The 24120-nt window shown below is 39.2% G+C and carries 19 protein-coding genes; 13 read left to right on the forward strand and 6 right to left on the reverse strand.

Features of this window, described 5'->3' with window-relative positions:
- The first annotated feature begins 3 nt into the window (after window positions 1–3).
- On the forward strand, window positions 4–201 hold the full coding sequence (locus VEB00_16950; GenBank protein ID HYF84693.1) for a cold-shock protein: 198 nt from the start codon (window positions 4–6) through the stop codon (window positions 199–201).
- A gap of 100 nt (window positions 202–301) precedes the next feature.
- On the opposite strand, the gene VEB00_16955 is transcribed toward VEB00_16950, so the two are convergent.
- Window positions 302–493: a hypothetical protein gene (locus VEB00_16955; protein HYF84694.1), complete on the reverse strand. Its 192-nt coding sequence runs from the start codon at window positions 491–493 to the stop codon at window positions 302–304.
- A gap of 141 nt (window positions 494–634) precedes the next feature.
- Here VEB00_16955 and VEB00_16960 point away from each other — a divergent pair, with 141 nt between their 5' ends.
- From VEB00_16960 to VEB00_16975, 4 genes are all read left to right on the forward strand, one after another.
- Window positions 635–940, forward strand: a complete 306-nt coding sequence (locus VEB00_16960) for a hypothetical protein (GenBank protein ID HYF84695.1) — start codon at window positions 635–637, stop codon at window positions 938–940.
- Between the two features lie 353 nt (window positions 941–1293).
- On the forward strand, window positions 1294–2136 hold the full coding sequence (locus tag VEB00_16965) for a DegV family protein (GenBank protein ID HYF84696.1): 843 nt from the start codon (window positions 1294–1296) through the stop codon (window positions 2134–2136).
- Between the two features lie 318 nt (window positions 2137–2454).
- Window positions 2455–2742 carry a putative quinol monooxygenase gene (locus tag VEB00_16970; protein ID HYF84697.1) on the forward strand — a complete coding sequence of 96 codons (288 nt, stop codon included), beginning with the start codon at window positions 2455–2457 and terminating at the stop codon, window positions 2740–2742.
- A gap of 248 nt (window positions 2743–2990) precedes the next feature.
- Window positions 2991–3647 carry a pentapeptide repeat-containing protein gene (locus VEB00_16975; GenBank protein ID HYF84698.1) on the forward strand — a complete coding sequence of 219 codons (657 nt, stop codon included), beginning with the start codon at window positions 2991–2993 and terminating at the stop codon, window positions 3645–3647.
- A gap of 75 nt (window positions 3648–3722) precedes the next feature.
- Here the strand turns inward: VEB00_16975 and VEB00_16980 are convergent, their stop codons facing one another.
- From VEB00_16980 to VEB00_16995, 4 genes are all read right to left on the reverse strand, one after another.
- Window positions 3723–4103, reverse strand: a complete 381-nt coding sequence (locus VEB00_16980; protein HYF84699.1) for a hypothetical protein — start codon at window positions 4101–4103, stop codon at window positions 3723–3725.
- A gap of 77 nt (window positions 4104–4180) precedes the next feature.
- Window positions 4181–4993 (reverse strand): ZIP family metal transporter, encoded by an 813-nt coding sequence (locus tag VEB00_16985; GenBank protein HYF84700.1) that lies wholly within the window; start codon window positions 4991–4993, stop codon window positions 4181–4183.
- 22 nt (window positions 4994–5015) lie between these two features.
- The gene (locus VEB00_16990; GenBank protein HYF84701.1) at window positions 5016–5381 is read right to left on the reverse strand and encodes a DUF4180 domain-containing protein; all 366 of its coding nucleotides are present in this window, start codon (window positions 5379–5381) and stop codon (window positions 5016–5018) included.
- Window positions 5378–5911 (reverse strand): PadR family transcriptional regulator, encoded by a 534-nt coding sequence (locus VEB00_16995; protein HYF84702.1) that lies wholly within the window; start codon window positions 5909–5911, stop codon window positions 5378–5380. Before VEB00_16995 ends, VEB00_16990 begins: the two co-directional genes overlap by 4 nt.
- Before the next feature lie 205 nt (window positions 5912–6116).
- Here VEB00_16995 and VEB00_17000 point away from each other — a divergent pair, with 205 nt between their 5' ends.
- From VEB00_17000 to VEB00_17010, 3 genes are all read left to right on the forward strand, one after another.
- Window positions 6117–6332, forward strand: a complete 216-nt coding sequence (locus tag VEB00_17000) for a heavy-metal-associated domain-containing protein (protein ID HYF84703.1) — start codon at window positions 6117–6119, stop codon at window positions 6330–6332.
- A 28-nt stretch (window positions 6333–6360) separates the two neighbouring features.
- Window positions 6361–8208, forward strand: coding sequence for a cation-translocating P-type ATPase (locus VEB00_17005; protein ID HYF84704.1), 1848 nt, complete (start codon window positions 6361–6363; stop codon window positions 8206–8208).
- Between the two features lie 110 nt (window positions 8209–8318).
- Window positions 8319–8537 carry a helix-turn-helix domain-containing protein gene (locus VEB00_17010; GenBank protein HYF84705.1) on the forward strand — a complete coding sequence of 73 codons (219 nt, stop codon included), beginning with the start codon at window positions 8319–8321 and terminating at the stop codon, window positions 8535–8537.
- 31 nt (window positions 8538–8568) lie between these two features.
- Here VEB00_17010 and VEB00_17015 read toward each other — a convergent pair whose 3' ends face one another.
- Complete coding sequence (locus tag VEB00_17015) at window positions 8569–8937, reverse strand: HsmA family protein (protein HYF84706.1); 369 nt, start codon at window positions 8935–8937, stop codon at window positions 8569–8571.
- A 400-nt stretch (window positions 8938–9337) separates the two neighbouring features.
- Between VEB00_17015 and VEB00_17020 the strand changes: the two genes are divergently transcribed.
- The 5 genes from VEB00_17020 (at window position 9338) to VEB00_17040 (ending at window position 24017) form a co-directional block, all read left to right on the forward strand.
- Window positions 9338–19315, forward strand: a complete 9978-nt coding sequence (locus VEB00_17020; GenBank protein ID HYF84707.1) for an RHS repeat-associated core domain-containing protein — start codon at window positions 9338–9340, stop codon at window positions 19313–19315.
- A gap of 134 nt (window positions 19316–19449) precedes the next feature.
- Window positions 19450–19992: a hypothetical protein gene (locus VEB00_17025; GenBank protein HYF84708.1), complete on the forward strand. Its 543-nt coding sequence runs from the start codon at window positions 19450–19452 to the stop codon at window positions 19990–19992.
- A 100-nt stretch (window positions 19993–20092) separates the two neighbouring features.
- Entirely contained in the window at window positions 20093–20320 is a 228-nt protein-coding gene (locus VEB00_17030; protein ID HYF84709.1) for a hypothetical protein, read from the forward strand.
- Between the two features lie 73 nt (window positions 20321–20393).
- Window positions 20394–22589 carry a tetratricopeptide repeat protein gene (locus VEB00_17035; GenBank protein ID HYF84710.1) on the forward strand — a complete coding sequence of 732 codons (2196 nt, stop codon included), beginning with the start codon at window positions 20394–20396 and terminating at the stop codon, window positions 22587–22589.
- Between the two features lie 144 nt (window positions 22590–22733).
- A complete protein-coding gene (locus VEB00_17040) occupies window positions 22734–24017 on the forward strand; it encodes an S-layer homology domain-containing protein (GenBank protein HYF84711.1) in 1284 nt (427 codons plus the stop codon).
- Window positions 24018–24120: the final 103 nt, after the last annotated feature.

The raw sequence follows: 24120 nt of genomic DNA on the forward strand, positions 1-24120 counted from the left end.
AGTATGAATGGAACAGTAAAATGGTTTAACGGAGAAAAGGGATATGGATTTATCACAGGAGAAGACGGAACAGATGTATTCGCACATTTTTCCCAGATAAATTCAGAAGGCTACAAATCACTTCAAGAAGGACAGAAAGTAACTTATAACGTAGCTAGCGGACCAAAAGGACCACAGGCAGAAAATATTACTATAATCTAATTAGTGAATATTTTACCCCTTAAATAGATGACTATTTAAGGGGTTTTTATTTGCTCAAAATCATTTTGAAAAGCGTGCATAGCACCGTTTCTTAGTTAACTTAATCCCTATAATTTGCCAGTGCATTATTAGTAATTTCAATCGCATTATCAATAGCGCCCAAAGTATTCTTAATACGTTGTTTATTCTCTTCCTTCTCTGCAGAGCTCAGAGACTGGTTTAAAGTATCCATACAAGTAACCAAGCGGTCATATACATCCTGAATACCCTGTTTTGCATTGTTTTGCTGCATTTTCATACCTCCATTTAATCAGTTATTTGATTCATAATACTAGTATCTATCAACAATATAAAAAAATACTAGAATTAAGTTGATAACAGTGGATAAACTTCTAGAATATAAGGTTATTATTTAAGAAAGGGGTTTATGGTTATGAATAGTTTTAGCCCTGCAGATTTTGAAATTGTTCTAAATACGTTAGAAAATCAGTTAGGCAGCTTGGTTGAATGTGATACTGTAAGATCTATTGGAGGTAATCTTAATACGAGGGGGATGTCTTTTAAGGACAGAGCCAATCCACATAAGGTAGGAACATTAATAGTAGGAGAAGACAAAGGTTCTATAGCTGTGGATATAAGCATACTTGATGATGCAGTAAGGAGCTTTACTATCAAGGATAGCTCGGATGAGGATGGAATAAAAAATATAGTTGGTTGGTTTCAACAAAATTATACCTAGAAGAAATAGAAGGTTACTTTATGGCAAAGAAAAAGAGATAATTTGAGATAAAATACCCTCTGCTTTAGATAAAGCAGGGGGTATTTTATTAATAAACCATGCTGCAATGAAAATTCATTTAATAAGTTCATAAATATTCTGAAAATTAAATGGATAAGATAATACATATAATGTATAATTAAACTCAAATGTTATATTAAGACAAAATATAAATCGCGCGAGGGAGATTTCATTGAATAGTTGCGATTTATAACACCAATGTAAACGTTTCGCACTATTGAACTATTATGTAGCAGATTTAGTGCGAAACATATTGTTCGATTATTATAGATTAGCAAATGAGGAGTGATAGCATGGCCAAGACTGCCATTGTCTCTGATTCTACCAGTGATTTGACATTAGAGACGATAAAAAGATACAACATAAGAATTCTGCCGCTAAGAGTCATATACACAGATGGAGAATATAGGGATAGAGTTGATATTACACCTGAGGAAATATACTCAAGGTTCAAAGAAGAAATACCAACTACATCGCTGCCTTCTCCCCAGGATACTGTAGATCTTTTTAATCAGTTAAAACAAGAGGGGTATACCCATGCGATAGTAGTAACCATATCCAGCGGAATAAGCGGAACTATGAACATGATAAGAAACATTGCGGATAGCTATGAGGGTTTGTCCTTTGAAATAATCGACTCAAAGTCTCTTACCATGGGTGCGGGTTTTGCCATAATAGAGGGTGCAAAGGAGTTAGAGAAAACAAATGACTTTGAAAAGGCAGTAAATAGGATAAAAACCGTACTAAAGGGAACGAAGGTTTATTATGTGGTGCAGACGCTGGAATATTTAAAAAAGGGCGGGCGTATCGGCAAGGTTGAAGGTACAATAGGAGAGCTGCTGAGCATAAAGCCAATTATATCTATAAATGAAGAGGGTGTGTACTATAGTTATAAAAAGGTTAGAGGACGAAGCAGGTCTATTGAAGAGTTGCTTGAAATAATAAAAGAAAAGGCAAAGGAAACTCTGGTTAATATTGCTATAGCCCATGGAGATGCCTTTTTGGAAGCACAAGACTTATTGAAAAAAGTTAAGGAGCTAAAAAATATAAATGAAACAGTTTTCACACAGATAAGCCCAGTGCTGGTAGTGCATACAGGACCAGGACTTATAGGAATAGTGATCTCAGAGGTTTAATTGTTTTTGTAGTGCATAGTGATAAAAAAGCGAGGCATTAAGTTATAATACTTGATGCCTCACTTTTATTTATTACAAGAAGAAAAATGCCATGGCAAGGGCACAAAGCTTGACGACTCTGCAGGGGGGAAGGTTCAAAATAGAGATTGATGGAGATTTATTCAAGGTAAACGTAGAAATCCCTTTTTGGACAGAAGGATAATATGCCACTGGTATAGAAGAAAATAATATAATAGCGATACTGTCATAAGATGAGAAAATGGCGATATACCGGTGCTATGACAGTATCGCAAATAAATACATATGGAGGAATATTAAATGCTAAAGGTTATTGCAAAAAGTCATGCTAAAGCTGATAAGCTTGATAGGATTCTGGAGTTATCGAAAGAAATGGTAGAAATGACAGTAAAGGAAGAGGGCTGTATAAAATACGAACTGTATCAGGATGTAAAAGATCCTCAAGTACTGATTTTTATGGAAGAATGGGAAAGCGAAGACGCCTTGAATAAACATATAGCTTCGGAGCATTTTACAAGGATAATACCTCAAATAAATGAACTTAGGGAAAAACCATCTGAAATGAATATGTGCAAGAAACTGTTTTAGTTTATATGTTTTCCAGATAAGCTTGATACGCTAAGGCACTAATAAAGCCATTCATCTCAACAACATCTGTCTTTTCCGAAAGCACACAAAGTATAAAAGGTTTCGAGGAATATATAATTGCCTGCATTGTACTTATTGTAGCATATGTGATATATGTTGGAAATAATGATGTGAAGGTGCCATTGTTAACTTTTATCATAAGCGTAGTATAATATGATAAGAAAACAAATGCATAAGGAGAATAATCCATGAATAAAAAGCAAGATGAGCTTAAGATAATCAAGCCGAAGTTTATAAATGGAATTGAGACTATTATTACTGAGGTTACTGATATTGAAGATGAAAATGTTTTTAAAGATGGATATATATTAGACTGTAAAATTGAAAATCAAGTGGCCGGTCACGTAAGCTTTGAAGGAGTAATTTTTAAAAACGTGAATTTTAAAGCTGTGATATTTAACTTTTTGGAGCTTACTGATGTGAGATTTGAGAATTGTGATTTATCAAATGCAAATTTTAATGGTGCAATTATACATAGGACAGAGTTCATTAACTGCAAACTCATGGGGTTAAATCTAAGTGATGCAACACTCCAGAATGTTTACATAGAACAATGCAATGGTAAATTTGCGTTAATGAGTTATGCTCACATGAAAAAAGTCATATTGGAAGAGAGTATTTTTGAAAATAGTAATTTTCAAAACAGCCATTTTGAAAAGGTGCAGTTCAGGAAGTGCAGTTTTAAGCTAAGCCAAATGTCGGGGACAAGCCTGTCTGGAATGGACTTGAGTAATTCCAACGTTGAAGGGTTAGGCATACAACTTGAAGATCTAAGAGGTGCAATTGTTTCTCCTATGCAGGCAGTGGACTTTTCAAGATTGCTGGGACTCATAGTAACAGCATGAGTAGTACAAGCTTAAGTTGGAGGACGGATATCAGGTAAAGTAAAAAGATGCGAGTATTTATCGCATCTTTTTTTGTTATTTCACTTTTTCAATTTTCGTGATATTCAATTGATCATCCCCATTTGCTTCATATGAGAATTTGACCATATCCCCATCTTCTATGCCATCCAGCTGATCAAGTACATCAGTAACTCTGAAAGCCAGAGTATCTTCAGGATTTATCGCGATTTCAACCGAGTTATTATCAATTCTGCCATTGAGTTTACCTTGCATATCAACTCCCTTTACAGCAATTTTTGCTGATGGTCCAGGGCTGGGCGGAGTATTTGGATTTGGTTCACCTACAGCAATGGATTGTGGAGCTGGAGCTTCTGTCTGCACAGCAGGTTTTGCGCATCCGGCGAATACTGCAACGAGAAGTACTAATGACAATGTAATTATTAACATTTTTTTCATATTATCCTCCTCTACATTTTGAATTCATATATAAGACGCTGAATGCGAGTGAGAAGTTCCAGGGGTGTGAAATGGATTTATCCGAGAGCCACATCCAATGCCATCATAATTGCAAACCCAAGCATTGCTCCAATTGTTGCAACGTCTGTTTTTCTGTCCAGCTGAGCTTCTGGTATCAGCTCTTCTATGACAACATATATCATCGCTCCGGCAGCAAAGGACAAAGCATATGGAAGGAGAGGCTTCATTATGATTACAGCCATAGCACCCAACACGCCGGCAATTGGCTCTACAATCCCGGATGCCTGCCCGTACAGGAAGCTTTTAAACCTTGTGAATCCCTCTCTGCGTAAAGGAATCGAAACTGCAGCTCCTTCAGGGAAGTTCTGAATCCCTATGCCGATTGCCAAGGCCATCGCATCCGGCAAAGCTGCTGAAGGCAGACCGGCAGCTATAGCCCCAAAAGCAACTCCGACAGCCAGACCTTCGGGTATGTTATGAAGTGTTATGGCAAGTACCAAGAGCACACTTCTTTGCCAGCCTGTCTTGATGCCTTCGGCTTCATCATCGGAATGTCCTATATGAAGATGAGGCAAAATCTTATCTACAAGCAATAAAAAAGCTCCTCCCCCTAGAAAACCTACCACAGCAGGTATCCAGGCGGTCGTACCGGACTTTTCAGCCATTTCTATCGCCGGAGCGAGCAATGACCAAAAGCTTGCAGCTATCATTACGCCGGCTGCAAAGCCAAGCATTCCATTTAATACTGTCTTATTAATCGATTTAAAAACAAATACTAATGATGCCCCTAATGCAGTTACAAACCAAGTGAAAAGAGTAGCACAAAGAGCCTGTAAAACGGGGCTCAATGTTACAAACCATTCAGTCATAATATATGATCATCCCTTCTATCTATATAATACTGACAAGCCAATTTTCGGCTTCCTCTCTGGTGTTGAAAATGCGAAAATGGTTACCCTTGTTGGATTCCAGAGCCATTTCTCTGAATCTGCCTCTGTTTGTAAGCTCAGCAGAAATAATGGCTGCTGTTTTTATCTGATAATTGACTAATTTCTGAAGCATTGCCCCTGCAAGTCCTGTGCTGAGATTAAAGAAGTCTTCGGAGAGTACTTCACCATTAATCATAAGCAGACTAGAGTTATTTTCCAAGCAGGCAGCTACAAGATCTAATATATCTTGCTCGGTTGCCAGCTTCATTTCTGAAGAAACACACTCAACGTATTTTTTATCTTCGATAGTAATCACTCTGCAATTCATATTTTCATCTCCTTACGAACATTGCGAATCCAATCCAATTCATTTTTATAGGATGATATTATATTTTCAGATATCATATCCCACAAATATGCTTCACGAGTAGTTCTTTTCGGAGAGTTGATGCCTCTTCGGGCTTTTTCCTGCTGCATCAGCAGTTGTATATTTATCTCATTCTCGTATCTGGATAACAGGTCGTCTAATTCCTTTTCATCAAGTTGATCTGCCCAGGCAAGCTGTACAAGGAATGTCTTTTTAAACTCAGGCAGCTCCGGGGTGGAGAGTACCCACTCCTTGAGTGCCTTAGCACCCTTGCTTGTTATAGTATATAACTTCTTTGACGGTGTACTTTCCTGATGAAGTACTTCATTAGTAGCAAGACCATCATCAAGAAGCTGTATCAGCGTTTTATAAATCTGATTATTATTTCCGGACCAATACATGATAGACGATTCTTCAAAGATCTTCTTCAGGTCATATCCCGTAGAGGGCCTCCAGCTTAATAATCCAAGAATTGCGTATTTTATTGACACATTTAATACCTCACTTTACTTTATATATATGTTAATAGCATTATATGTTAATAGTAACATAGTGTGTCAAAATGTAAACCACATATTGGGAAAAAATATTTAGTTTAATTTTCCAAAATTTGACCTGGGTCAAGGTTTTGATTTTATTTCCATTCTATAATGACATTACAGAACAAAAAGAAATAAAAAAAAGGAGGAATTGATCATGTTAAATAAGACTTATCAGCTTGAAACACTAGTCTGCCCAAGCTGTGCAATGAAAATCGAAGGTGCTGTCAAGAGAGTAAAGGGAGTACAGGAGGTTCAGGTACTATTCAATGCGAGTAAAGTGAAAGTAGCCTTTGAAGAAAGTCTTAATGATGGAAGTGAAATTAGAAAAACCATTGAAGGATTAGGGTTTGAAGTATTGGGAGAAAAATAGGACTTCTAATGAAAGGGAGAGGATCGATATGTTTAGGATAAGTAAAGGCCAAAGAGTTGTATTATCAGGAGCAATGATACTCATCTCCATAGTGCTCAACAAATTTGCAAGCTACCCGGGCATATCTGATGCCTTGATGATTGCAGCAGCTTTTGTCGCAGGGTATCCTACAGCTCTAAATGCAATAAGAGCTTTGAGGTACAAGATGCTTGGGATAGATGCCTTAGTTACCATTGCAGTGATAGGGGCCCTGTTTATTAGTGAGTATTGGGAGGCTGCTGCAGTTACATTCTTGTTTATGCTTGGAAGTTATTTGGAGTCTAAGACCCTTGAGAAAACAAGGTCAGCAATAAAAGCACTATTGGATCTGGCACCAGATGTGGCAAGAGTTGTTAGAGCAGATGAGGAGATAGAGCTGTCACCGGATGAGGTAGTAAAAGGAGATATAGTAATTGTTCGCCCAGGAGAAAAGATACCTGTTGACGGGACAATAATAGAGGGCAGTGCATATGTCAATCAAGCGCCAATAACCGGGGAATCCATGCCGGTGAATAAAGAAAATGGAGATGGAGTTTTCTCAGGAACGATTATAGAATCGGGGTATTTGAAGGTAAGGGCAGATAAGGTTGGCGAAGACACTACCTTTGCCAGGATTCAGCAAATGGTCGAGGAAGCACAGGATAAGAAGGCAGCAACCCAGAAATTCCTTGAAGTCTTCTCAAAGTATTATACACCGGCTATCATGGCACTTGCAGCAGTAATTTTTATCATAACCAGGGATGTTGAGCTATCTTTGACCCTGTTGGTAATTGCATGCCCGGGAGCCCTTGTAATATCTACACCGGTTTCTATTGTTGCAGGTATAGGAAATGGAGCAAAGCATGGAGTTCTAATTAAAGGCGGAGAAATAATCGAAAAGCTTGGAACTATCAAGGTACTTGCATTTGACAAAACGGGCACGCTTACAGAAGGTAAGCCAAAGGTAACCAGTGTCAGAGCGTATGGAATAAGTGAAGAAGAACTATTGAGCTTGGCAGCAAGTGCAGAAATGTATTCGGAACATCCATTGGCACGGGCAATATCCCAAAAAGCCAGCGCAAATCCAGGAAATAATCTTATCATACCTGAGGAATCGCAAATAATCGCAGGACAAGGGCTGAAGGTAAAGCTGGACGGCAGAATCTTATTTATCGGAAATAGAAAGCTAATGGGTGAAAACGGGATAATAACCCCAAGTAATATAGAGGATTACTTAATGAATGAAGAAGCTGAGGGACAGACAGGAGTAATAGTAGGAGAACCTGGAAAGATTCTTGGTATAATTTCAATTGCCGATACTATAAGAAAAGATGCGGATAAGCTGGTAAAAAGGCTGAGAGCCTTAGGTATAAAAAGGATTGTAATGTTAACCGGAGATAACCGGAGAGCTGCTTCGGCTATCGCTAAAAAAGTCGGACTGGACGATTATTATGCAGAGCTGCTTCCTGAAGATAAGGTTTCCATATTGAAGAAGCTGCAAGAGGACATTGGAGCGGCAGCAATGGTTGGGGATGGAATAAACGATGCTCCGGCATTGGCGACCGCAGACTTGGGCATTGCCATCGGGGGAGCGGGCACAGATGTCGCAATGGAGACAGCAGATGTAGTATTAATGTCAGAGGAGATAAGTAAGCTCTCCTATGCTATTGGATTGAGCAGGGCTACTGTAAAAAATATGAAACAAAACATATACTTTGCTATAATAGTAGTAGGATTGTTGTTAACAGGGGTATTAGCCAAAGCCGTATTTCTCTCCTTTGGAATGCTGGTACATGAGCTCAGTGTGCTGATTGTAATAGTAAATGCTATCAGACTGTTAAAGTATAGGGAGAAATAATAAAGAAGAACCCAAGCATTGCTGCTAAGATAATTGAAGAGCTAAGTAAAAGGCTTCAAAGCGCAGAAAACCTGATAGAATCATTAGGGCTGCAGGACGTAGAGCAGAGAGTGGCTGATAGTTTACTTAGAATGTCAGAGGGTAAGGATGAAATACAGTTGTCTATAAGCAAAAAAGATTTTGCAGCTCATATCGGCATAAGCCAAGAGACCTTGAGCAGGAAGCTGTCCCAGCTTCAAGACATGGGTGTGATAAATCAAACAGGACATAAAAAAATCCTGATCTTAGATAGGGAAGTTTTAAAATCCATGGTGCCTGGCATGGAGTAGCAGTAGTTGCTAACTCCAATGTCTGGCACTATTATTTTGCCATCGCAAACATTGCTCCTGATACAAAGGGGATCAGCCAAATCAACCATACAATAATGCTGAATTTGTGGAAATTTGTTTTCATGGATTCATAATTTTTGACTAATACAACTGTAGCCCATATTGAATGGAAGAACATCAGTATTATTGCCAGCAAACCCGTTATCCCATGGAAGTCGAATTGAAACCCTCCCTTTGCTATCTCACTCATTATGGATGTTCCCACGGTGTCGAATATAAAGCCCATCCAGAATACAAACAGATGCCATTTTTTTAAGGTACCTTGCCATTTTTCGCTCCATACCCCTATAGAGTAAAATGTAAGAGCTAAACACATAGAAACAATTGCATAAATGAGCATATTGATCCCTCCAGCCTTCTTATAAGCTTTTCTATATTAATATTTTGCCTCGGAAATCTATTTTCAATGTAGCCGGGTGTATTATATGATTCTTGATAAATCATTCTCCCCCAAAAAGTTAATAGATATGAAAAATCTCAGCTTTTTTCATGAGCTGGATACTACCTTGCAGCATCTAACCTACCTGTTTGCAGAGAACGCCAGAAATCTATCACATGGGTCAAAAAGCCTATGATGATTATAGGTCCATGTGCCCAAAATAACACTAATATGTAAGAATATGGCGAAAATTATTTGTATATAAAAACCTTAATGGTATAATATGTAATTAAATGAATAATTATGTCAAAATGTAATAACATAGGCGAATATTAACATAAATAAAGGAGGAAATGAGGAATTGAAGAAAAAGAACACACTATATAAGTTAATCAGTTATCTGGTTATTTTTATCTTTACATTCCAATGCAGCATTGGTATTTATGCAGATAATATGTCGATGAATACCGGGGATAAAGGGAACTCCTCTATAAAAAAAGAGAAGAAAATACCAGAACTGGACGGAGCCAAAGTTAAGAAGCCTCATAAGATACCCAATGGACTGTTGAAAAAAGCTGACGCTTTTGAAAAATGGAAGAACAAAAAGGAGCTATTGGAAAACCGAACGGAGAATTCCAAAACCTATCTGAATGAGGACGGAACAAAGACCTCGGTCATATTCTTCCAGACAATCCATGTAAAGGATTCAGAAGGGAAATTTATTGAGATAGATAGCAGTCTTGTGGAAATAGCAGGCAAGGGTAATAAGTATGCCTATAAAAATAAAACAGGCCTGTTTGATGTTTACTTTACCGGGAAAGAAGGCAAACAAGCAAGCTATAAAGTGCAAAAAGGGAATATATCAATAGAAATAAGTCCAGAAGATGCAATAAATGGGGATATGATTGTCGAGGGCAGCCAGGTGTTCTACTCCACCAACAAAGTGGGCATAGGCTATCTATACACGGTACATGAACTTGGTGTTAAAGAGGACATCATAGTATCAAGCTACAGGGAAGACTTGGAATTCACATATGAAATGGATGTGAACGGTCCTGCAGAAGTGGTTGAGCAGGATGGGACAATACTGATAACCGACAAGAAAACCGGAGAAAACGTATTTGCACTGTCAGCTCCATATATGGAAGATGCCCAGGGAACCCTGTCTAACAGCATAGAATTAAGGCTTGAGCAAAATGGAGGCAGCTATAGCATCACTCTGATACCTGACGATCAATGGCTCAAGGATGCAGCAAGGGCATATCCTGTAAAGATCGATCCAAGTGCTACTATAGGAAGCAGTGAGATTTCAGATAACTTTGTACAGCAAATAAAGCCAAGGTATTCACATAATCTTGAGGATATGATTTACGTAGGATATGATGACGGTATTAGGAGCACAAATTCACCTCAATTTGACAATTATAAAGGCAAGACAAGAGGTTATATGGGATTTATATTGCCTCAGGAGATTACCGACGAGGTAAAAATACAATCGGCGGAGCTAAAACTATATAAATATACACATTGGTTGATTCCAAGAGATGAAGACAATTTAACCTATAGAAGCGCAAGACTGGGGGAAAGTGTAGAAAGGGAAGTTCAGCTATATAAAATACTACAGTATATTGATATTAATGGTGTTACTTACGAGACACAACCTGCTCCGGATGCTGATGAAGAGCCGGATGAATTTGATGAGTACTTTCAATATAAGACCTCAACCACAATAAATCAAGAAACTAAATGGTACCAATGGGATATCAAGTCACTCATAGAAGACTGGACAAAAGAAGATAACTATGGCATCATGCTCAAGCTCGAGAATGAAAGCGAGCAGGCGGACTGCTTCTATTCAACGAACAATGATGACAATAAGCCTTGCGTTGAAATAATATATACAGATATGCCTGTTGAAGACCCTGTAGAACCAAGTTTAGGCGACCTGGAGCTTGTACTTGAAAGGAACGACATAATGGAAAATGGAGTGGCATATGCAAAAGGGACAGTGGAGTACGATGCAGGCTCTGATGAAGAAGATGAAGAGGATTCCGAGGATTCCGAGGATTCCGAGGGCTCTGAAGGAGAAGAAGAGGAAAAAACAAACAGGCTGACGATTGAATACAAACTAATGCCTGACGGCGGTACAGGCGAGATAGTAGAAGAGAATTTCGACATATACAATTGGGAAACAGAGCATTTCAACCTGGATTTGGACAAAGCATACTGGGTAGAGGCACATATAACGGTAGAAGAATGGGAAGAACCAGAGGAACCAGAAGAACCGTCACCTCCTGCAGACGGAGAGACCGAAGTTGACACCGGGGAAGAAGACTCCGAAGAGCCTGAGCCGGAAGGTGAGTATAAAATAATCGAGGAGAAGGACCTTGCCTCAAGGAAATTTGTAGTATGCGAAGTGCAGCCCGGTGATACCTTAAGAAGGCTGGCAAAGCATTACCTCGGGGATGGAAACAAATACAACGAAATATACCAGCTTAACAAACTGACAAATGAAGCCCTTACAGTAGGGCAGAAGCTGTTTGTATATACAGAGAAAGCACAGCCATATAACTACAAGCAGCCAAACAGTATTACACCAGAGATGGAGCTAAAGGATGAAGTATCTGGGACAGAATATAAAAATGCAGAAGAAGCAGCACAATATGTAAATTCCAATACGGGAGCCTTTTCATATGCTCACGAGGACTTCTCCTTCCCGGTATACAACATAAATGTGAGCTTTGTGAGGTCCCATGTCTCGACCCTTGAAAACAGGAAAAGTCCCTTCGGAGATAAATGGGATTACAGCTACAACAAGTATCTGTCCTTCTACAAAGATGGAACAATAGGCTACAGCAGGGGTGACGGGAGCAGGATATACTTCAGGAAAAGCGGCAGCACCTATGTCACAAATGCCGCAACTCATGATATACTGACTGCTGCCGGAGAGTACTATGTGATAAAGACACCTGAGAACATACTCTATCGGTTTGGCAAGACAGGACTTCTTACAAATATAAACGACAGAAACAATAATACAATAAAGGTACAGTATGATGACAATGATTGGCAGACTATTATTACAGACCCTGTAAACAGGCAGGTCAAGCTTGAATACCTAGACAGCGGTTCTCCTTGGTGTGGAAATATCAGTTCTGTTACATTGCCGGATAATTCCAAGATAAGCTTCGTGTATGGGGCAGGCTCCAACAAGCTCGAAAAATACATAGATGCTGAGCAGTTCGGTACTGTCTATGGATATGATGACAAGATGAGGGTTAGGACTATTACCCCAGCCAGACAGTACACTATCATTACAAATGAATATACTGATGATGGAAGAGTATTAGTACAGCAGGACGGAGAGAACAACTCTGTTTCCTTTGATTACGACCCCGGCATGACTACCTTTAAAGATGCAGAGCAAAACATATATACATATTACTACAACAGCAGGAAGTGGCTTACCAAGAAAGCATACCCCGGCTACAAGTATGAGAATTATGAGCACACTGGCAAGGGTGATGTAAATAGATTCACTGACAGAATGAGAAATAATCATGTCTATGAATATAATGACCTGGGATATATAAAAAAGTATACCAGGCCTGATAACAATGCGATGTTACTGACGTATAAAGAGGGGTATTTGCTCGAAACTGCACAGGATTTCGAAAGAAACATTACCGAATATCACTATGACTCAAACAACAATCTGGAGCAGAAAATACAGTACTATTATGAAGGCGGGATCAGAAAATCTGCAGTTACAGACTATGACTTCACGACTAAGGGACTTCTCGTATCCCAGAAGGATGCAGACAATGTAACTGTTACAATAGACAACAGCAGCTATCCACAGGCACAGAAAATATCTTATGGCAGTAACGAATATGAGTATAACTATGACAGCATGGGAAGGATCATTACCATAACCGATCCTAAACTTAACGTAACAAGGATAGCACATGACCGTAACGGAAGGGTAACCGCGGTGCAACATCCTGGAAGTCTTGACGTATACAGGGCTGCATACTATGACTATGACGAAAACGGCAATCTTAAATGCGAAACAACCAGCAGGACACTTCCTGACGGCAGCGGCAGTCCGATAAAAATATATGACTATGATGGAAATGACAGACTTAAGACAATCACAGATGTATATGGCTATACCATAACATACGATTATGACGGCAACGGAAACATAAAAACTGAAGAAGATCAGGAAAACGGATTAACAAGCTATGATTATGACGAAATGGACAGGCTGACGGATATCACATACCCGGGGTATGATCAACCTACATACACTTATGGTTATGATAACATTAACAACATAACACATGTTGAGGAAGCAGACGGAGACAGCACAGATTATGTTTACGACTACAGTATAAACAAGGTTAAAACAATAACAAGAAAAAATATTACCCAAACCCTTCAAGGCATGTATACATTTCAAACAGAAGGCAGCACGAACCAGCATAAAGTGAGCTTTGAGTATGACGAAATGGGAAACCTCACTAAAGAAATCGGCAATGACGTGAACACAAAGGATTATCTTTATGATGATTTGTATAGGGTAAAGAAGATAACAGAGCCGGGAAATAAAATAACAACAGTAGATTACTCAGACTCAGGAAGAATTAAAAAAATAAAGGACAGCAAAGACATAACCTTTATATATGACTATAACCCCATTGGACAGCTTGAGGAAACGGAGGAGAGATATATTGACCCCGTTACACAGCAATTGATAAGCACCAGTACTGGATATACATACGATGATAATGGGAACATAAAGACAATCGAGAATGGCGAAGGCAAAACAACGGTATATGACTACAATGAAATAAACAAAATATCAGAAGTAACAGACCCCATGTACAAAACCATATCCTATGAATATGACGAAGATGGAAATATGCGCGCTGTAACCGGCGGGGAGGATAACACTACATACATGGAGTATGATGGGTTGAACAGATTGTATACCACCAGCATACCTGAAGCTGACGACACCAAATATACATACCTCTATGACGGCAGGGGTTTGATTAAACATTACATTGACCCTATGCAAAACATAACAGAATACAGATATGATACAACAGGCAGATTGGATGAGCTGGAAAAGGACATTTACGGCAGCGATGCACAGCTGGAGAAGTATGACTATTATCCTGACGGAACACTCCAGAAAATAACATACCCCGACAACATAACAAAAGAGTTCGGATATGATTTTATGGACAGGCCAGTATCCATAAAGGACAGGGCCGGTATGGTGCAGAGTATCTCATATACAGCAGCAGGCAAACCGGAGGACATAATAAAAACAAAAGGCAGTACATTGGTAGACAAAGCGCATTATGAATATGACGGGTTCGGAAGAGTAGAATCACTTACCGATATAATGGGAAGAACAGAAGTGTATGATTATGATAGAATCGGTAATATCAGCGCAATTAAAGGCATAGACGGGAATACAACAGCATATAACTTTGACCCTAAGGGCAGGATCAGACAGGTTATAGACCCTGAGAGCAAACTCACTGAAATAGAGTATAACAACGTGGATCAAATAATTTCAATGAAAAAAACCGGAAACAGAACCTACAGCTATCAATATGATGATTCCGGCAACCTGAAAACAATAACTGACCCACTTAATAACACAACAGAGTATCTGTACAATGACAACAATATGGTAAAGCAAATAATAAATGCAAGGAATTACACCAAGAAATATGACTATAACGCACTGAACAAACTCAAAACAGTAACGGATGAAAGGGACAACACGACTGTCTATGACTATTATCCGGGCGGCAGCTTGCAATCAGTTACCGATCCGAAAAATAATACAACAGCATATACGTATGACGGACAAAACAGGATAAAAACAATAGAAAATGCGTTGAATGAAACTACCGGCTATACTTATGACCCTATGGACAATATAAAGACAATGACGGATGAAAGGGGAGTAAGAACGGTCTACAGCTATACCCCCGACGGTAAGGAGTTGACTGTCAGTGATACACAGGGAAATACAACAATAAAGGCATATAACATAAAAGGTGAGCTGCAGAGGGTAACTGACCAGGAAGGAAGAATAACAGCCTACCAATATGATGATGCCCACCGTATAAGGAAAGTAACCGAATCAGGCGGATATGCCAAGAATTATATATATGATTCCATTACAGGAGATATAGAGAGGATATACGACAACTCAGCAAAATCAACAACATATGTCTATGACAAAATGCACAGGCTGCTTACCGAAACTAATGAACAGCAGCATATCACATCATATACCTATGATGATTTTGGCAACCTCAAAACAAAGCAAATTCCGGATGGAAATATCACAACATACGGCTATGACGAGCTAGACAGAATAACAAGCATACTTGCACCCGAATACAAGTTTACCGAGATAGGCTATGACGAGGTTGGAAACATAGACTACATGGTAAAGCCGGAGAATCAGCGATACGATTACACCTATGATGCAGCAAACAACCTTGCGAAAATACTGGATCCCCTTGGACAGGAAACAGAATACACCTATGACGCAAGCAATAACATAGCGACAATGCAGGACCCTTCAGGAAACCTATATACTTACAACTATGATGCCCTGAACAGACTTCAGAGCATAGCAGACCTTACAAATGGAGGGACAGGCTACCAGTATGACGAGTCGGGCAACCTGAGCACCTTTACAGACGGGAATGGAAATACAACATTTTACGAATATGACAGCTCAAATAGGCTGATATCGGTAAAGGACCCTGAAGCCAACATAACAAAATATACATACTACAAAGACGGCAGGCTGGAAAGCATGACAGACGGCAGAGGTGACAGCAGCTATTACACCTATGATACCGCAGGAAATCTCTCAAGCTTTGAAAATCCACTGGGAGAAGTGAAAAAGTTTGAATATACCCTTTTAGGACAAATAAAGAAAATCACAAAGCCGGATGAAAAACAGATAAATTACAGATATGACCAATACAACAGATTGAACAGCATACTATACCCGGGAGGAGATACTGTTTCCTACCAGTATGACGAGTTCAACAGAAAGACCGGAATGACAGATATAAACGGAGTAAGCAATTACGAATATGACGGAATGGATAGGCTAACAACATACATAGACCCGGCAGACGAAGAAGTAAACTACGAATATGACGAAAAAGGAAGAAAGACAAAAATAGTATATCCCGATGGGAAAATAGTAAGCTATGACTATGATGAACATGACAGGCTGGTAACGGTAACCGACAGAGAGGGCAGAGAAACAACCTACACCTATGACGAAGCAGGAAGAAGAAAAACCACAACATACCCCAACGGAATAACAACGACCCATGAATACGATCAGAAAAACAGAATAACAAAAATAAGCAGCATAAGCAGCAGTGGAGGCACAGTAGAAAAAATCGAATACGAATATGACGGAGCAGGCAACAAGACAAAAGAAGAAATATGGAAAGAAGACAAGCATTACCTGAGGGCCTATGACTACTACAAGAACAACACAATAAAGAGCATGGAAGAAACAGGTGATAACAATGCAAAGTACAGCTATAGCTACGACGGAGCAGGAAACGTAACAGAAAAGACCATAATAGAAGACGGAAAAACAACTCAATATACATATACCTATGACGAATCAAACAGGATGACTAGACAAGCAGAGAACGGAATAACCACACGCACATACAAATACGACCTGAACGGAAACAGGATACAAAGAATACTATCCGATGAAACAGACGGGGATACCGTAGAAGGAGTACCGGAGCAGGCGGCGGTAGAGCAAACAGCGGAGAATGCACTGCAGGCTGAAGAAGAGGCTGTAGTACCGGAGGAAGAAGCCTTAGAAAGCAGTACCGGAACAGCAAAAGGTAAAGGTAAGAGCAGTGGCAAGAAAGGCGGAGCAAAGACTGAAGCAACGGAAGAAACGAATGCCGAGAGTATGGTATTGGAAAACACCGGAGAAGAATCAGAGGCTGGTGCTGAAGAAGAACCTGCTGCCGGTGTTGAGGTAGCAGAAGAAGCCCTGCAGGAGGAAAGCACGGTACGGAAGACAGCGGACTATTACTATTATGATGATGCGGACAGGCTGGTAGAGATAGTAGAGCACAGCGGAAAAGTATTCACCTACGGATATGACGGGGAAGGCAACAGGTTATGGAGGACATACAGCCAGAGCACAGCAGTAAAACCCCCGGTACAAGAAGGGGAGCGTCTGCAGGTGCCACCCGGTAAGATCAAGGGTAATGATAAGGATAAAAACAACGGCAAGAACGAGGATAGTGACAATGAAAAGGGGAATGGCAACGGAGAAAACGAAAAGTCTGAACCCGGATCTAAAGGCGGAAAGCTCGGATGGAAGGATGGTACTAACGGTTTACTGTTTGCTGCTGCGGGCGATATAAGAATGAGCATTAGCATGCTCATTGCATATGACAAAGGCGGAGGCAAAGGTAACGGCAAGGGTGGCGATAATGATAAAGATAACGGCAACGGTGGTGGCAACAACGGCGACAAGGATAAAGACAACAGTAATGACGGTGATAAGATTAAAGGCAATGACAGTAAAGGCAACGGTAAGGACAAGATTAACGAACGAGGCAAAGGGAAGAACAAGGAACACATCAACAGGGGCAAGCATCTGGGCTGGTACAAGAGGTTGGATCATCCCCAAAACCCCGGAGGAATAGACCTCAACAACCCGGAAGTATTCGAGGTAACCAACTACATAAACGATATATCCGTAGAGAACGAAGAGGTACTCATGACAACGGATATTGACGGTAATTACAGAGGAGTATACACTTATGGTATAGAAAGAATAAGTGCAGAAGACCTTGTAAGCATAGAAGGACGACCCAACAACCCTCTGTACTACCTGTACGATGCCATAGGCACCACAACCTCGATAACCAACATGAATGCAGGAATAATAGACAGCAACAGGTTTGCACCTTATGGAGAACCCTTAGACCCTGTAGCAAAGAACTCGAGGCTGACAAACAGCCCCTTCGGATTTACAGGAGAGATGCATGACTTAGAGGGTGGATTGGTATACCTAAGGGCAAGGTATTATGAGCCGAAGACGATGCAATTTATCCAGCAGGACACGATGTTCGGGGACACTATGGAGCCTTTGACAAGGAATCTGTACATCTATGGTAATGCTAATCCATTGACATATGTGGATCCAAGCGGGCACTGGGCTGTTGTTGATAGATGGACAAAGGATATTAACTACTACCGCCAAAATTGGGAAAGGTTCTTAGGCGTTTATGAGCCGGAGAGTTATAAAGCATTACAGAATACAGAGCTTTATAAACAATATGAAGATGAAATGAAAAACAGTAATATTTATACAAGAGAAGGGGCATATAGCTTTTCCGGTAAATATAGAAAAATACTTGAGTACAAGCCGACCGAAGAGGAAGCTGTTGAGTTTTTAAAAGGTCGGCAATGGTTTAAAGATAAGTACTCTGTTAATGGCAAGCTGTACAGATATCAACTTAGACTTAAATATGAAGCATGGCGAGATGAGCTTGAAGGGGCGAAAACTGTTCTAAGTTGGATGCCAGTACCAACTGATATGATTGCTTATATTTATGAACAATCGAATGGATACGTTGAAGGAAATAGTATAACAAGTGAGTTTTCGGCTACTTCAAACTTCTTATTGTGGGGAGCAGGGAAATACATAGGTAAATTAGGAAAACCTGTACTAAAAAAAGTCGTTGACAGATTAGATAATGCAAATAATGCTATATCAACTTATGGAAGTCTTTTTGGTATAAATATAGAATCCCTTGATCTACCTATCGAAACAGAAAAAACTTTTGGTAAAGACGGGATTATTAATAAAGACAAAATTGCATATGACTTAATGAAGAGAGCCTATATTCCACTTTATGGAAACACGAAGAATGATTTGGTACAAGGTGTAGATATGACATACGCATATATTGATGTATACAGATTTTTCTTCTTACAACCATTTGGGACTAGATTTATTGGTAGTACTAGTCCTGATGGAAGTCCTCGGAAATCATTGTATGAATATTCATTGGAGATGAAAAATGTTGGGAATCGGCATGAGACAAGATATGAAACACTAAATCGTTTGATAGTAGAAGAAGAAACTAGATGGGATAACAATAATAGTATATCCACAAAGCGTGAAGCGGCAATGGATAAATTTAAAGTTTTGGTAAGCCAATGTGATTCAATGTTAGACGAATTAGTTGAACAGTTAAAAGGTATGTATTTAAATAGAACAGAATAATTAAATTTCAAGAGAATAAGTATAAAAAAAGGATAAAGTATCTACACTTGGATTAAAAATTTCAAAATAATGGGTGTAATTCAGACTACATCCATTATTTTGATAAATGACGCAAACTAGAGAGGAGGATATTTATGATAAAAAATTTTGCTAAAATACTTATATACACTTTAATATGTATTTTTGTTGTTGTAGTGAGTAACTATTTTATGTATATCATTCGTTTTGGAACTGCTTTGGCAAGTAATATCATAATGCAAGGCATATTTATATTGTGGTTTCTATTATCTTTTTCAGAATGGTTTATATTTGGAAATATATTAAAACACAACGTTTTAGCAGAAGCACAGAATCGGTTTAAATTGCTGACTTATATACTTCTGCTAATCAGCGTAGGAGGAATTATCACTTCGGTTAATATATTAGGTTATGCTTCAGGCTATGATCCCCTTATCGAAAAACATGTGGTGTTTTCAAATTTTAATGCTTTAAGCAATTACTGGTACCATCCTGTAAAATTAGTTTTGTTCTACATACAATACTATATAGAACGTGAGAACTACACGATAGAAAAGTATATGATATTATCAAACATCGGTATAAATTTTCTCATAATCACAGGTGTTCTATTAGGTTTCAATACAAAACAAGTGATAAAGAAAAGTCGCAGGCTATAATTATAAATTCTCAGTTTATATATGAATATGGACTTAACTAACAGAAAGGATGGTGAATAGCATTCGCATTGATATTCATGATGAAGTGGGACTTTCGATTTTGTACGGGATAGCATCTTTGTGGACTGCATATGAATTTATAAATGGTGCTTTGAAACAACCAGAAAAATTTTTTGAAAAGTATTATACAATTACAACGAAAGAATTTTTAGGTGAAGATAATGCAAAAATCTGGTATGTATTTTTAGGAGTATGTGCCGGGGTAATTGGTGTAGGCATGTTTATATTCGCGTTGTACTTATTCTTTTTCGAAAGTACATTTTATTAAGCGACAAGTAGAAGAATATGGTGCCAGGTACAGTAATCTGATACCATATTTAAGTTTGGAGGGGATTTACAAAATGAGAAGGATTATAACTTTATTTATTATTGCCACTATAGTTATAATGGGCTTGTCAGACTGTATTTACAAGCAAAACGTTTATGCTGAGGCACAACCAAGTGCTTCGGATTATTGTAATGAGGGTAATAACTTGATAGAAAAACGTTTGTTTAAGGAGGCTGAAGAGAAGTTTGACATGGCTATCCAACTGGACCCGAACAGTAAGGATGCTTATTATGGGAAAATTCATGCACTTTTAGGATTAAATAAATATGCTGATACGCTGTTGTATTATAATAAAATTATTGAGATCGACCCGAAAGATATTAGGGCGTATAAGGGAAAGGCCACTATTTTGGAGATTAGCGGAGGGGGCTACGCGGTAGTTGAGTGCTATACCAAAATCATTGAATTAGATCCGTTTGATACCGAATCATTGAGAAAAACGGCTAAATTGCTTCAACGGTATGGCAAGAATAGAGAAGCAATTATATGCTATGACAGGATTATTGAGATAAATCCAAAAGATATTGAGGCGTATAAGGGAAAAGCCTCTGCTTTGGAGTATCGCAATGGTAGCGAGGCAATTGAGTGCTATACCAAAATTATTGAATTAGATCCGTCTGATACCGAATCATTGAAAAAGAAGGCCCGGCTGCTTAAATCATATGGGAGGGTAGGAGAAGCAATTACCTGCTATGAAAAGGTCATCGAGATAAATCCAAAAGATACAGTTGCATACAGAAATAAGGCTAGTATATTGGAAGAACTTAAAAAATATGATGAGGCTTTGCAAGTAATTCGTAAAGCCTCAGAAATCAGCCCTGATGAATTTTATGTTTGGCACGACATGATAAGCATACTGGAAAAAATGGAGAAGTATGAGGATGTCCTGGCTTGCTACGACCAAATGATACGAATTCAACCGGATAGTATTACTGCTTATAGTTCCAAGGCGAGTGTGTTAAGCCGGCTTAAGAGATACGATGAAGCTTTGAAAATCTACGACCAGCTTATTGCTTCAAAGCCTGATAATTATACTATCTTTTACGAGTATAGGGGCAGCACGCTTCATGAACTGGGAAGATATGATGAGGCATTGGAGTCTTACAATAAACATCTGGAATCTTACCCCAATAATTACCATGTCAAATATAAAAAGGGAAGGGCTTTAGCAAAATTGTCCAGATTGGGTGAAATGGTTGATTACTTGATGGATGTACTGAAAGAAGACCACTTCATGCGTTATGAACTGCGCTACGACCCGGCTTTTGAAAACATACGGGAAACCGGGGAATTTATTACTTTATCCGGTATTATACTCAAGGTGAACGGAACGGAAGTTGTTTTGGATGAATGGCCGAGGATTATCAATGGAAGTGTTATGGTACCGTTAGAGCATGCATTTAATGCTCTTGGAGCACAGGTGGATCGGGACAATGAAACTAATACCATTACCGGACATAAAAATGATACCAGGATCATACTGAAGGTAGGAGATAGAACTGCTACAGTCAATGGAAAGCCGGTAAAATTGGATGTGCCTGCAACTTCCATAAACGGAAGTGTCTTTGTTCCGGTCCGGTTTGTCGCAGAAAGTTTTGGAGCAAGGGTGAACTGGAACAAAAATACCAGAACGGCATATATCAATACCCCTTCTACTAAGAAAAGGTACAGCGATGAGCAGTTGGAATGGGCTCTAGGTGCCAGTGCCATAACATTAAGAATGGATTGCTGGCCATTGAATCTTCGCGGAGGAAAACTGGCAGATGAAACCGGAGTACTGTTCGGTAAAAATTATCTGGATGGATCGTGGGGCATCAAAAGCAGGGAAGATGCTTTGAGAGTCGTAAATAATCTTAAGAAGTCGGGGCATTTATACCTTGATGCCGGTGGAGAGCAAAAGAAACTGGTGGGTTGGGAGTTGTGCAGGCTTGTGAGAGTTGCCGGTGAGTGCTATGTAGCGGGCTACCTGACAGATGAGGAATCCTGGGGATATATCATGGATGCAGCGCAAACTCTTCAGAAGGCTTTTGGCTCATGGAAAGAGATGGGAGAAAGCTATATTACAGGCTTTGAAGCCTGGTCAGGCGAGAAACGCAATGTTTTGGGCACCGATGCCCATTACCGGTTCGAAATTATGAAAGAGCTGCTTAAAGATCCTCAAAGTCCATGGACGTTATATGATTGGAATATGTCGCTGGAGAAAAAGTAATTATATTTTGTTTTCTATTAACCGAGTTGGGGCTTAGGTTCCACTATGTCAACTTATTTATGGTGCCAGGTGAATGGATATGGTGCCAGGGAAACCTCCGGTGCGGCTGGCGCTATATTTTTAAATACAAAGGAGGGTTACTTAATGAAAACCATAAGAAGAAATACCAAGGTATGCCTGATGCTTTTATTGACTATAGTAATATTATTATCACCTATACTCAGTGTGGAAGCTTCTGTTAAGGGCGTGTCGGAAAATTTAATAATTGATATGTCCGGTGCTTCCTTTGATTATGGGTATTTCAACTTACCTGTTGAAAAAAGTGCAAGTTTTATATTTAGAATGGGATATTACCCAGGGTATATTGATGAGGAGACGGATACCTTTACAGCATTGGGTGTGCGCGTATTTGACCCAAGAAACTGGGCATATGATAAAATGCTAAAAATACCTTTAAAGGTAAACCTGATAAAACTGAACAATGTTTTTGTCTTTACATACCGGGATGAATATGAATTCAACAGATTCTATATCCCTGCATATTTAAACGATAAAAAGATCAGCATCGAAGTTGTATTTAACGAAGGTAATAAAGGTGAAATAGTCGGCATAAATGAAAAGGGCGGCAATGGCAGCGCGATAAGCATCAAAAAAGGCGATATTATAAAGCCTATATACAGGTCCATTTCAGAACAAAATAAAATAGAAGAAGTAGAAGAATTTATACTTGAAGCTAATAATATAGTTGTAGAAGATTCAATTGTCGCAACAATTGCAGAATTTCCTGCAGATAAATATGCGTTCAAGATCTTTGCACAAAGCGCCAGCTCTGACGGACACGGCACCTCAGATGCAGTAGCTGTGGCTCAAATAACAGCTAATAAGAAGTTTAGATCAGAACCAAGCAGCTGGGCTATAGCTGAAATTAACAACGCAGTAGAAAGAGGATTTGCTACAGGACGTGTATTAAAGGACTATCAGAAACCAATTACCCGTGAAGAGTTTTGTGAATTGATAATCATACTTTATGACAGGCTGGCTGATCAGCCAGCTACGCCGGCAGATTCGAATCCTTTTAAAGATACGGACAATGCTGAGGTTTTAAAGGCATATAACCTAGGTATTGTCACTGGAATAGGCAATGGTGAATTCGGTCCCAACAAACCTCTAAACAGGGAACAGATGTCGACAATGCTGTTCAACATGATTAAATTAGTGCGTCCGGATATTGAAGTCGCATCGGAAGAGCTAACCTTCAATGATAGGAATACAATTTCCAAATGGGCGTATCAACCGATTAAGTATATGTATATGAATAAACTCATTTTAGGTGCAAACAACCTCTTCAATCCCCAAAAGGAAGCAAGCAGAGAGCAAGCCATTATTTTGATTCTGAGAATATTTGAAAAATATAAAACTGGACTTTAGACAATCTTAAGTTCCTGGTACCGAACAAAAGCACCTTCTGCCATTATTGCAGCAGGTGCTTTTTATCGTCAGATCATTTTTGATATAGTCAGGTTAAGGCCAT

This window comes from Clostridia bacterium (genome assembly GCA_035628995.1).
Classification (GTDB): Bacteria; Bacillota; Clostridia; order Lutisporales; family Lutisporaceae; genus BRH-c25.